Origin of the sequence: Spiroplasma endosymbiont of Lasioglossum villosulum (genome assembly GCF_964020195.1) — a bacterium.
Lineage (GTDB): Bacteria > Bacillota_I > Bacilli_A > Mycoplasmatales > VBWQ01 > Spiroplasma_E > Spiroplasma_E ixodetis_A.
On sequence record NZ_OZ026539.1, the window covers coordinates 218,314 to 231,601 of the forward strand.

Below are 13,288 nucleotides of genomic sequence, written 5' to 3' on the forward strand. Positions count from 1 at the left end.
GTAGTATTCTTGAATTTTAACAAAAGAAGTGGAGAAATAAAATGTCTTTAGAAGTAGTACCAAATTTAAAAGAAATACTTATAAATTCAACTATACAAAATGTTAAAAGTAATATAATAAAGTTAAAAGAAGTTTTTAGTACTTCTTCTAATATACAATACTTAGAATATTGATTTATTTTTTTTGAAAAAGATTTTTTTAAAAAAAATTTAAAAATAATGGAAAAACAGTATCAATGAATGCAAAAATTTTTAGTGAAAGTAAAAGACGAAGTAATTAATGATGAAAGAAAAGAACTTGAATTTCTTTCTTTTAAGTTTGAAAAAGAAAATTTTTTCCCATGAGATAAAGAACTAGAGTTTGAATTACTTGAATTTACTTTAATATGAGAGGAACAAAAACAGAAGGAAAAGGATAAACTCATTGATAAAATTACAGCATTAAAAATAGAATTAAATTGTAAATTAAGTAGTAAAAAATGAGAATTAAAAGAGAAATTATATAAAATTAATAATCAACAAGAAATTATTTTAAATTTTCATAATAATAGTCTTAAAAAATTAGAAGTTTTTCAAAAACAAAAAACAAGTAAGATTTTTAAATTTAAAAGTAAATTAGTTAAGTTTTTAACTTTTGGTTATTATAATTTTGAAATAAGATTAGTTAATAGAATAGAATGTGAAAAAGTTGTTTTAAATAATCAAAAAGAGCAACTTTATAAAATTGGATTAAAAATTTGTAATATCAAAAAAAGTTTGAATAAAGTTGAAATAAAAATTAGAAAAAAAAGACAAAGACTTAATTTATTTAAAGAAAATATTGTCTCTCTTGTTAAGGAAATAAATTCAATTAATGTACAAAATACTGAAATTTCAACAAATAATAGATTAATAACACAACTATAGTTATTCTTTTTATTTGTAATCTAAAATTGGAGAAAATTATTTTCATTTATATGATAAAATCTTACTTATATATAGACATGAAAGGATTTGTCACTTTGGAAAAAAGAGTATATTTTTTAAATTTTAATAAAAAAATTCTTAAAATGGATTTAATAAGTTTTGGAACTGGTTTAATAGGTATTTTTTTGGGAATTCTAAGTATTTTAGCATTACAACCTTTTTGAGATAATGATAAAGCATCACTTTGAATAACTGTTGTTGCAATTTTTTTTGATATTACTAGTTTTACTTTAGCTTTTCTACCTTTTTTCTTAATGTTCCGTTTAATTAGATTAAAGAAAACTTTGATAAAACAAAATATGAAATTATATCGAAAAGATCAATTTAGTATTTCGCTTGATTTTATTAGTTTTTGTTTAGGTATTATTGGAACAAGTTGCGAAATTATTAGTGTTATTGTGCTTTTACCTCAATTTAATGATAATAAAGTTTTTTCATATCAAATTACTATTGTTGCTGTTGTTTTAAATATTATTAGTTGTATTACTTGTTTAATGGCAACATTAATTACTATTAATATTATTAAAGATTATAAACAAAGAGGAAATTCTATTATTTAAATTAAGATAATTATTTTCAGTAATATCACAAAGTTAAAATAATACAATTATTTATTTATTTTATTTAAATAATTAATTTTTATAAAATTATTAAAATATAATAAATATTAAGATAAATTTTAGTATTAAAATTTTAAAAAAATATGTTAATTTGTTTAAAAGTAATAAACAAGTTTTAAGTCAGGAGTAATTATGAATGTTAAGTAGTATTTGAAAAAAATTAGAAAATAAAGATATTAAAATAAAATCTCAATTAGAAATTGTAAAAGATAATATTACTGAAATTATTACTTGTTATTATGAAAATAATAGAGATCGTTTAAAGTATCAACATTATTATAATATTGAAGATGCATTTAATTTGGCTTCTGATAAAATATTTGATTGTTCAAATTTTAAAATTTTATTAAAACAAAATCCAGAATATGAAAATATATTAGATGTAAATGTAAAGTTATTACTAGATTCTAATAAACATAAGCAGTTATTATTACATAGTTTAGAATTTTTTTATAATATTTTTAATACGGTACAATTATTTTTAAATAGTAATGTTGGAAATTATGTTTTAGATTATACAAATGTAACTTATAAATATAAAAAAGTAAATAATGAAATAAATAAATTAATAAAATTATTAGGTTATGCATTTATTGAATTTAAGAATCTAAATCAAGAACATGCTACTTGAAAGATTTATCATATAATTAAAGATAAAACTATTGGTTTGCTAGAAAAAATTTCTATAGAAAAAAATATTAAAGATATTTTATTAGACTTAAGCATTGAAAATAATGAAATAGAGCAATTAAAAAGTAATCTGATTAGGATTTATCACGAATATTTAGAAAATAGTAAAGAAGATTTTATAAAATATTTTGGTAATAAATTTACAGATAGAATTTGAATTTTATATAATGATACAGGATTATTAAAACATAAAAAACCAACTAAAGTTGAAAAAATAAATAAACTTAAAAAAGAAGATATAAAAGATGCATTAATTTGATTGAAGGATATAATAATTTTTTATTTTGTTTGTTATAATAAAAAAACAGCTGATAAATTATTTGATAATCTTTCAAAAATAAATTTAGAAAAAAATAATTAAAAATTAAAATAAATAAAGGAGAAGTTATGAATAATAATGAAAAAATAAAAGGTAACTTTTATGTTCTGGGAAATAGTTTATCAGACACAGGAGCATTAGTAAGTGGTTTTACAGCTCTTTTTAAGCATTTAAAGATATCTAAAATAGTTAAAATGTTGCCACCATTTTATAAAAATTCTTTTTCTAATGGTCCTGTGGCAGCACAAATTATTGCCGATTATTTGCATATAAATTTAACTTCTGCTTGAAGATTTGACCTTTTTTTATTTGCTGATGAGCAAATTGGTAATAATTATGCAGTTAGTGGAGCTTTAGCTAGTAGAAAAAAAGAATTAACAGTAGAAAGTTTTGTTATTAATCATTTTGATATTATTCATCAAGTAGATGCTTTAATTAGTCAGCATCATATTAATAGTAATGATATAATTTTAGTAGAGTTTGGTGGTAATGATATTTTATATGCTTTTAAACAATTATTATTAAACGACCAAGAAGAAATTATTAATAAAGCAGTTGAGTTAATAAAAAATGCTTTAACTAAATTGATAAATAAGGGTGCTCAACGTATTTTATTATGTAATGTTCCTAATATGAGTATTATCCCTTTATTTAAAAATAAAGAAAAAGATAAGGAACGTATTTTAAATTTAACTACTAATTTTAATAAAATGTTAGATAGTGTTATTGAAGAATTAAATAAAAATAAAAAAAATATTATTAAATATGATATGTTTGCAGCGATAACAAATGCTATTAATAAGTTTAAAAGCTTGAATATTAATAACAATATTATTGATGCAGCAGTTACTACTGATTTTAGTGAAATAATTAATAATGGTATTATTGTTCCTCATTTCAATGAAGGTGTTAATGAAGAAAATATTAATAATTATTTCTTTTTTGATAGCATTCATCCTAATAAATGAGCACATAATATTATCGCTCAAGAATTAATTAAATTAATAAATAATAATAAGAATTAATTAGAAATATTTATTTATAAGAGTTATAATTTTATTATAAAGGAAAAAATAAATATGAAAAAAGAATGAGTTAAATTAATTAAAGTAGACTTTATGCATGGTGTTGAAGAACCTTGATGTAATAACAAAGGTGTTGCAATATTACCATTTATAATTAAAGATGATGGTAGTCGTTATTTTATGCAAACATGTGAGAGTAATCCTTTATTTAATAAAAATAAGCTGGGTAAATATAGTTCAATTACTGGTGGAGTGGAAAATAATAATCCTTTGGAAACAGTTTATAATGAAATGAGAGAAGAAACTGGTATTTTTTTAACAAAAGATACACCTATTTACTTTTTAGGTACTCATTATGCTTCAAAAATAAGCACTAAAGTATGATATTATTATGCAATTGATTTAACTGCACTTAATTTGGATATTAATGATAAATATTATGGTGTTGGCGATGGAACAATAGGAGAAAATAGTTTATATAGTAAATTTATTCCTGAAACAGAATTACGGTTTTCAAACGATTCTTTTTCTCTGACAATTTATGGTGAGTTATTCAATTCTATAAGTCACAATTGTTTTAAAAACATTAATTTTAAAACATTATTATTAAACAATTATTGCGATTCAAAAGCAGAAATATTTAATTCTGCAACTAATAATAATTTGAAGAGAAATATTTTTATTTCGGGTATAGCTAATAAATATGAAGAATTTGGTACTATAAAGAAAAGTAAAAAATTTGTATTTGATTTATCAAATTTCTTATGTAAAGAAAATAAGAAAATAATAAATGCATTTGGAATCGGCGTTGGTGATGAAATAGTAAGTGGTGCTGTTAAGTATGCTAAAGAAAATAGTATTGTTTTGGATAATATTCTTGATGTATGACCATTTCCGCAACAACTTAAAAAAAGTTGACCAGAATATCGTAATCAGTTAATAGATAAAGCAGACATTGTACTATTTATTTTTGGTAATAAAATGGATAAAAATAATAATATTGTTTTATCAAAAGGTGTATTAAATGAATTTGAAATTGCTAGAAATAAAAATAAAATAATAATTCCTATAGCTTCAACTGGTTATGCTGCTAAAGAAATATTTATAAAAATAGAAAATGATATAGAAAATTTTAAATATTTAAAAGATTATTTACATGTTCTTAAGAATGAAAAAAATGCTGCAAAGATAGTTAAAACTATTATTCAAATTTTAGATAATATTAACTAGTAATATTTATTTATATTTTATTTCTTGGTGGTAATTGTGGAGGCGTGCCACTTCCATTTGGACTTAGTTGTCCTAAATAATTAATAAAATGATAATCTCATTTTTCAGAAACTAAATCACCAGTATTTTTTCATTCTTATTTTTATCAATAGTTTCATAAATATGATTTAAATTTTGATTGATAGATGATGAGATAATATTTTTTAATACTAATTGAAAAGGAATATAGTTGCTATTCATAAAAAGTTAACACTAATTTCTAATATTTTAATTTTTAACAATTTTTAAAGAATTATATCATAATAATTTTTATTTGATAATGAAATGTTTAGTAATTTTTTATTATATTATTCAATAGTTTTTTTAATGTTTTTAGAAACTTATGTATATTTTTGTTAATAATAAACTTTCTGTTGATATATTATATATAATTATATTATGTTTAAAATTAATCAAAAATTTTAATTATAAAAGGCAGGAAATTAAGTATGGAAAATCTTAGTGTTGGCGAAATAGTAACAAAATTTAATTTAACAATTTTATATATTAATCCCAAAATTCCAATTGAAAAAAGAATTATTACTAATATTGGTACTAATCGTGGTGGTTTAGAGTTAACAGGATTTAAAACTAAACAAATCTCACGTAGTCGTCGTATAATTTTATTAAGCAGTAAAGAAAGCGAATATATTTCCTCTTTACCAAAAACAGAATTTAAGAACCATTTTAGTAATATTTTAGAAGATCATATTCCTGCTATTTTTGTAACACCTAATTTTAAATTTAAAAAAGAATTATGTGACTGTGCTAAATCAATTAATTCAACAGTTCCAATTATTGAAGTATTATTTTTTACTTCTGAATTTGCAGCAACAGTTTCTACGTATATTGTTGAACGTTTATCTGAATCTAAACGTTTACATGGTACTTTAGTAAATATTTTTGGTTATGGTGTCCTAATTACAGGTGAAAGTGGTATTGGTAAATCAGAAACAACATTAGATTTATTACGTAATGGGCACTTATTTGTTGGTGATGATAGTATTGATATTTTAAAAGTCAATAATAAAATTGTAGGAAAAGTTAATCCGATTATTAAAAATTTAATTTAAATTAGAGGAATAGGTATCCTAGATATTACCAAAATGTATTGATATCATGTTATAATGCATGAGAGTCAAGTAAATTTAATTATTAATTTAATTAGAATTGAAAATGATGGTTGAACTAAAGTTGATCGACTTGGTGATCATAATAACTTTGATGTTTTTTTTGAAATTAAAGTGCCTAAAATAATTATTCCTGTTAGTCCAGGAAGAAATTTAGCTGATTTAATTGAAGCAGCAGTTATTAGTTTAAAATTAAAAGATGAAAGTCAAGACGCTACTGCTAGTTTTCAAAAACAAATAATTAGAAATTTAACAAAAAAGAAATAATTTAATTATTAAATTATCAAAAAGGAAAAAAATATGATTAATGATGATGGATACAATAGTTTAATTACCGATATTCCGGGAACGGGAATTCATATTTATTCGGTATTAATGGCAGTAGGGTTTTTAACTGCTGTCATTGCTTCATGAATAAAATTATATTGTCGTAATATTCCAACTAAAACTTTAGAATGAGGAACATTAGTTATTGCATTAGCAGGATTAATAGGAGCAAGAGCATGATATGTTCTTAATAATACTAGCACAATTGAAAATGCACTTGATGTAGTTGCCGTTTGAAGAGGTGGTATGGCAATTGAAGGAGGCGTTACAGTTGGAATGATAGTAGGATTCTTTATTTTTTATCGTACTTCAAAGCAGTTACAAATTTCAATGTGAGTTTTTATTGATTGTATTGTTCCAAATATTTTATTAGGTCAAGCAATTGGTAGATGAGGTAATTTTTTTAATCAAGAATTACTAGGAACTGATGTTGGTCATCCTTTCAGTTGATTACCAACATGAATAAATAATCATTTACATTATGGTTTTAATAGTGATAAACCAGATCCTGTTGCTGTTTATCGTCAACCTTTATTTTTATATGAGTCATTATCTTCATTATTTGGTTGATTCTTTTTAACGTTTTTTGTACCAAAAACAGGACAAATATTTAATAAAAAACCATGAAAATTAGATTCTTCGCAATTTATTTTGCCTTTAAAGACTAATCCAATTGTTGTAAAAGATTTTTTAAAACCTTGAACAGTTATTAAAAAAATTCATGGATATCGTAAATTTAAATATGAAAGTTGAAAACAAGCATATTTTGATTTTATACCCAATAAGAATAGTGTTAAAAGTGTTGAAAAAATACCTTGAAAAGATGTTAAAAAACATTCAAAAGTTAAATCAAAGATAAAAAAATGATATTTAAAGATTAAATATAATATGCAACCACATTCTAAATCTTTAAATACTATGTATAATCCTAATAATTATCGAGTAACATATGCAGGAGTATCAGGTAGTTTATACTTTGTCTTTTATGGTATTATTAGAATGATTTTAGAACCACTTCGTGATAATAGAGACATTATGAAAATAGCCAATGTTTCAACTTCAATGATAGTTTCTGGAATGTGAATTATTTTAGGTGTTATTTTAGTAATATTTGCACAAATTATTGCACCATCAAGATTTCGTAAAGGAGAATGATTATATGAAAAATCATACTAATAAAGAAAATAAATATGATTATGATTTAGTAGTTATTGGTGGTGGTCCAGCAGGAATGACAGCTGCTATTTATGCACAAAGAGCAAATCTTAAAACTGTGATTATTGAAAAATATATTGTTGGTGGAAAAATGATTAAAACTTCTGAAATTGAAAATTATCCAGGTTATGATTATATTTTAGGGCCTGAATTATCAGAAAAAATGCAAAAGCAAGTTGAGAAACTACAAGTTGAATTTGTTACTGATGAAGTTATTAAAATTACAGATAGTGAAAATCATAAAATTAAAACAGTCCTTTTAAGTAGTGGTGATATTCTTATTGCTAAAGGAGTAATTATAGCTACTGGTTCATTAGAACGTAAAATTGGTGTTCCTGGTGAAGAGGAATATTCTAATCGTGGTGTTTCTTATTGTGCTGTTTGTGATGGTGCTTTATTTAAGAATAAAATTATTAGTGTAGTTGGTGGTGGTTATGCTGCTTGTGAAGAATCTTTATATTTAACAAGATTTACTAATAAAGTTAATCTTATTCATCGTCGTGATCAATTTCGTGCTGATGATAAAACCGTTAATAAAGTTAAAAATAATGAAAATATTAATTTAATAACTGATCATGTTGTATTAAAAGTATTAGGTACTGAGGATAAGAAAAAAGTAGGTAAATTAGAAATTCAAAATATTAAGACTAAGGAAATTAGTGAAATTACTACTGATGCCTTATTTCCTTATATTGGTTCTGATCCTGTTACAAAATTTGTTAAAGATTTAGATATTTACGATAGCAATGGTTATATTATAGTTAATGATAAGTGTCAAACTAAAATCCCGGGATTATATGCAGCTGGTGATGTAATTGCTAAAAATTTAAGACAAATAGTAACTGCTGTTAACGATGGAGCGATTGCAGCACAATATTTAATAAATTTTATTGATAATTTTAATGAATAAAGTGTACAATTGAGGTGATAGTAATGATATCATTTACAACAAGTGTAAAAGATGAAATCTGTCAAAAAAGTTTTAAAAATTGTTGTCAGAAATCTTTGCTATCAGCATATTCGCTTATTAATGGTAAGATTACAAATTCAGATAAAATAAATAATGAGATTATTATTCATAGTTTTCATAACAAAACCACTAGGTTAATATATAAATTTTTAAAAAATCAATATAAAGACGTAAAATTGATAGTTATGGTGGATGTTTTAAATAAATTTGAGCGTCCAAAGGTGTATAATATTCGTATTAATAATAAAATTGATTTTATTATTAATGATTTAATGCTTCAAGATAAATATCTTTTTATTGAGAAAGAAGCTATGCACCAGCATATAATAAAAGAGCATTGTATAAGAGCGTATATCGCAGGAATCTTCCTTGTAGTTGGCAGTATCAATTCTCCTTCAACACCTAACTACCATTTGGAATTACAATTTCATAATGATATGTTGGCTAAAAAAATTAAAAATATTTTATTACAAACTTTTAAATTAAACTTTAAAACAATAAAACGTCGTAATAAAACGGTGCTTTATCTAAAAAAATCTAATGTAATTTCTGACTTTTTAAAAATAATTGATTGTCCACAAGCAGTTTTCGCTTTTGAAGATAAACGTATTTCACGAGAATTATTTAATAATATTAATCGTTTTAATAATATTGATATTTTTAATCAACAAAAAATTTTAAATGCTGGAGACCAGCAAGTTATAATGATTTCTGTTTTAAAAGATAAAAAACTTTTCAAAGCGTTGTCATTAAAAGCTCAAATTATTTCAAATTTAAGATTAAAAAATCCTGAAGCATCACTTTCAGAATTGGGTGAACTTTACTATCAAGAAACCGGTTTTGTCATTACTAAGTCTGGGGTTAATCATTTAATTCGCGAAATTAAGAAAAAGTATCAAGAAACATTGTAAGTTAATAATAAAAGTATAAGAGGAGGCCATACAATGAAAAAGAAAGAAATTTTAAGCAAAGGTCGTCAAAATTTATTGAATGCTTTTGGAAAACGAATGAAAACTTTACGTAATCAAAAAGGTAGAAAATTTTCACAAGAGAAACTTGGAGAAGCAAGCGGCCTACATCGTAATTATATTTCTGATGCTGAAAGAGGAACAAGAAACGTATCTTTAGTTGCAATCTTAAAAATAATTAATGGGTTGGATTCATCTATTAGTGAGTTTTTTGCTGTAGGGTTTGATAATATTGATACTTCAAATTTATATGACACATTTAGTGTTGAATAAAATCAATTTAATACACTTTTAGTAGTACTTTATAAACAAGTACTACTTTTTTATTATTTTATTTTTTATTAAAAATAAATTTGAGAAAAGTTATTAGTACTTTTTATAAAATTAATTGATATTCACTAGTAATTATTTTATCTTAATGAAGATTATGAAATTTATTCACCTTATATTAGGAATAATTAATCATTAAAATGTTATAATTTAATTATTGATTATCATTAAGGAGTTATTATGACAATAGAAAATACAGAAGTTGAAATTGAAAATGTTACTACTAATGTTGATAACGCTAAAAAAGAACCTTATCAATTAAGTAGTATTATTTCACCTATATTTGGTCTTAATCATCAAAAAATAACTACGATTCCAATTAATATTAAAAAAGCCGATAGCAGTTCTAGCACTATTGAGCAATATGTTGATAAAAAAACTAAAGAAAATATTTTTCGTGAAAAAGAAGTAGCGTATAATAATTCTAGTAATCTTGATAATACTAGAATTGCACAAATTAAAAAAAATAGAGAACAACAACAAATATATGATAGTTTACCATCGCGCTATCTAGAATTTCGCGATAAAATATTTAAAGAAACTACATCTATTAATTACAATAATGCAAGTAATAATAACGATACAGTTATTACAACTATTGATTTGTTAGTTGATGATATTTTAGATGAAAATAAATAGGAGATGCTATGAATAATATAATAAATTCCAATATTATTGACGAATTAAAATGACGTAATATCTTAAAAGATATTAGTAGCATAGATAAAGTAATTAATGCAGGAAAATTAGGAAAAGGAATATATTGTGGTTTTGATCCAAGTAATGATTCATTACATTTAGGTAATTTACTACAAATTATTTTATTGCATCGTTTTGCTATATTTGGTTTTCAACCAATTGCTGTTATTGGTGGTACAACGGCAATGATCGGTGATCCAAGTGGTAAAAATAAAGAACGTAATTTATTAGATGAAAATGTGTTACAAACTAATGTTAGAAAAATAAAAGAGCAGTTAGTGACATTATTAAGTTATGAAAATATTGATAATTTAACATCATTAGAATTAATTAAAACATGTAATTTATTAAATGATAAAGAATATGAAACATTAGAAATGATTATTAAAAGTATTAATCCAAATAATCAATATCAACAGACTTTAAGTAGTATTTTAAAAACATTGCCCTTACCTTGAGAAGAATTAGGATTATCAGCATCATTATTAAAAACTTTATATGAAATTTGTAATTTTGATCAAAAGTGAGTTACTATGAAAAGTGATTTAAATAATCTTTCTTTTAAACAATTGTTAAATTATTGTGATAGTTATGTAGAAACTTGAATTACATTTTTAAAATTACCATTGGGAACATTAAACAATAAAATTAAGCCAATTAAAATTATTAATAATCAAACATGATTAGGTCCACTAACAATTACAACTTTTTTGCGTGATATTGGTAAGCATTTTAATGTTAATCAAATGTTAGGCAAAGAAATGATTGCTAATCGTTTAAATTCTGGAATTTCTTATACTGAATTTTCTTATATGGTATTACAAGCGTATGATTTTTATCATTTATATGAAAAAGAGCAATGTTATATTCAATCTGGTGGTAGTGATCAATGAGGAAATATTACTGTCGGTTTAGATTTAATTAGAAAACAAAAAGGTGATGAACATCATGCTGCTGGTATTACTATTAATTTATTAACTAAATCTAATGGTGAAAAATTTGGTAAAAGCGAAAAAGGTGCTATATTTTTAAATAGTGAAAAAACTTCACCTTATGAGTTATATCAATTTTTATTTAATCAAGAAGATAAAGATTTGCCTACTTTTTTTAATTCTTTAACTTTATTTAGTGAAGAACAAATAGCAAAAATTTTAGTAATTCATAATAGTGATGTTAAGCAACATTATGGACAAAAGATTTTAGCAGCTTTATTAACAGTATTTATTCATAAATTAAATGGATATTTTAGTGCTATTAATATTACTAATGCTTTTTTCCACGATCGGATTCATCAAATGAAATCATCTGAGATTTTACAGGTTTTAAAAGATGTACCACATTTTAATCTTAATCATAATGAACAAATAATTGATTTTTTAGTTAATAATCAAATTTGTAATTCAAAAAGAATAGCAAGAGAACTAATTATGCAAGGTTCAATTGTTGTTAATGGTGAAAGAATTACCAATATAAATTTTCTTATTAGTAAAAAAAACGCAATTAATAATCAAGTAACAGTTATAAAAAAAGGTAAGCGTCATTATTTTATAGTTGTTCATAAATAAGGAAGGGTATTTAAATATGATATTTATTAATGTTTCTCCATTATTATGGGATATTATTATTTTTGTTATTATTATTTTTGCTATTGTTACTGGTTTTTTTATTGGGGGAAGAGCATTAATATTTATTAGTGCTGGTAATTTACTTAGTATTGGTTTAATGTTGGCATTTAAACCAATGTTAATAAATTCTTTTAAAAATATGGTATCACCATGGTTTAGTGACCTTAGTGGTAGTTTTGCTTTATTTAAGAATTTATTAACTGATAATATTGGATTTTTGATATATGCTATTGTTTGAATTATTGGCATTAATATTTTATTTTGAATAATCTATATTATTTTATATTTTGTACTTTTTAATAAAAATAAAATTGAACACAAAGCAATAAATGCTACAGCTGGAATTTTAATTAATTTTATTAGAATGAGTATTTTAGGTAGTATCGTAATTATTATGATGGGTACTAGTGTTTTCGGTAATAAATCATTAAGTTATGGTGTTATTAAAAATGAAATACCGACAACTTCTGTTACTCATAAAATATTTAGTAGTATTGATAATAATCTTCCTTTTTTAAATGTTAATGTAACAGACATTAACACTGTTATTGATTTATATCAAAATAGTGAAACATTAAAACAAAGTATAAATGAATTAAAAAATAATACAACTTATGAGGAATGTTACAGTACTGTTGAAAAGTTAAAAATGATAGGTATATTAAGAGTAGATGAAACTGATAAAATTGCTAATGCTCTAAAAGAGATGGAATCAACAGGTGATATCATTGCTAATAAAAAAATAATTATAGATCTCTTGCAACAACATGGAGTTGATAATTTTTTAGATGTTAATTATATGGTATCAGTTTTTAATGCTTATGCTAATATACTTAATTTATATTCGGAAGTAGTACAAATATTCGATGATAATTTAAAAGATATGCCAATAATAGATACTACACTTCCACAAAATATGGGTCGTTATAATCTTTTAAAGCCTAAAATTTCTGCTTTTACTAATTCAATTAAAGATGTAATAGTGAGAGAACATATTATTCAAAATTTAAAAAATATTTATAATCCGTTTTAAAAAAAATAAAAAAATATTTTTTTCTATTTCAATATTTTTATAAAAAAATAGTTGAGGGATTTAATTTTATTTATAACTGGAGTAGTATTTTTTCTTGTCAATA

The 13,288-nt window shown here is 22.8% G+C and carries 12 protein-coding genes and 1 pseudogene; all 13 read left to right on the plus strand.

From position 1 onward, the window contains the following. The first annotated feature begins 41 nt into the window (after positions 1-41). Positions 42-905 carry a hypothetical protein gene (locus tag AACK81_RS01255; RefSeq protein WP_338961871.1) on the plus strand — a complete coding sequence of 288 codons (864 nt, stop codon included), beginning with the start codon at positions 42-44 and terminating at the stop codon, positions 903-905. Positions 906-1,048: 143 nt separating this feature from the next. Next, positions 1,049-1,525: a hypothetical protein gene (locus tag AACK81_RS01260; RefSeq protein WP_338961872.1), complete on the plus strand. Its 477-nt coding sequence runs from the start codon at positions 1,049-1,051 to the stop codon at positions 1,523-1,525. Between the two features lie 196 nt (positions 1,526-1,721). Next, positions 1,722-2,636 carry a hypothetical protein gene (locus tag AACK81_RS01265; RefSeq protein ID WP_338961873.1) on the plus strand — a complete coding sequence of 305 codons (915 nt, stop codon included), beginning with the start codon at positions 1,722-1,724 and terminating at the stop codon, positions 2,634-2,636. A gap of 26 nt (positions 2,637-2,662) precedes the next feature. Then, the gene (locus tag AACK81_RS01270) at positions 2,663-3,619 is read left to right on the plus strand and encodes an SGNH/GDSL hydrolase family protein (RefSeq protein ID WP_338961875.1); all 957 of its coding nucleotides are present in this window, start codon (positions 2,663-2,665) and stop codon (positions 3,617-3,619) included. Between the two features lie 54 nt (positions 3,620-3,673). After that, complete coding sequence (locus tag AACK81_RS01275) at positions 3,674-4,849, plus strand: hypothetical protein (protein WP_338961876.1); 1,176 nt, start codon at positions 3,674-3,676, stop codon at positions 4,847-4,849. A 488-nt stretch (positions 4,850-5,337) separates the two neighbouring features. Continuing rightward, positions 5,338-6,285: pseudogene (gene hprK / locus AACK81_RS01280) on the plus strand (HPr(Ser) kinase/phosphatase). Positions 6,286-6,318: 33 nt separating this feature from the next. Beyond that, positions 6,319-7,521: a prolipoprotein diacylglyceryl transferase gene (locus AACK81_RS01285; RefSeq protein ID WP_338961877.1), complete on the plus strand. Its 1,203-nt coding sequence runs from the start codon at positions 6,319-6,321 to the stop codon at positions 7,519-7,521. After that, positions 7,505-8,470 carry a thioredoxin-disulfide reductase gene (trxB, locus tag AACK81_RS01290; protein ID WP_338961879.1) on the plus strand — a complete coding sequence of 322 codons (966 nt, stop codon included), beginning with the start codon at positions 7,505-7,507 and terminating at the stop codon, positions 8,468-8,470. Before AACK81_RS01285 ends, trxB begins: the two co-directional genes overlap by 17 nt. 23 nt (positions 8,471-8,493) lie before the next feature. Then, complete coding sequence (whiA, locus tag AACK81_RS01295; protein ID WP_338961881.1) at positions 8,494-9,441, plus strand: DNA-binding protein WhiA; 948 nt, start codon at positions 8,494-8,496, stop codon at positions 9,439-9,441. A 33-nt stretch (positions 9,442-9,474) separates the two neighbouring features. After that, positions 9,475-9,771: a helix-turn-helix transcriptional regulator gene (locus tag AACK81_RS01300; protein ID WP_338961883.1), complete on the plus strand. Its 297-nt coding sequence runs from the start codon at positions 9,475-9,477 to the stop codon at positions 9,769-9,771. A gap of 237 nt (positions 9,772-10,008) precedes the next feature. Continuing rightward, a complete protein-coding gene (locus AACK81_RS01305) occupies positions 10,009-10,467 on the plus strand; it encodes a hypothetical protein (RefSeq protein ID WP_338958961.1) in 459 nt (152 codons plus the stop codon). 8 nt (positions 10,468-10,475) lie between these two features. After that, complete coding sequence (tyrS, locus tag AACK81_RS01310) at positions 10,476-12,092, plus strand: tyrosine--tRNA ligase (protein ID WP_338961884.1); 1,617 nt, start codon at positions 10,476-10,478, stop codon at positions 12,090-12,092. Between the two features lie 16 nt (positions 12,093-12,108). Beyond that, the gene (locus AACK81_RS01315; protein WP_338961885.1) at positions 12,109-13,185 is read left to right on the plus strand and encodes a hypothetical protein; all 1,077 of its coding nucleotides are present in this window, start codon (positions 12,109-12,111) and stop codon (positions 13,183-13,185) included. Positions 13,186-13,288 lie beyond the last annotated feature (103 nt).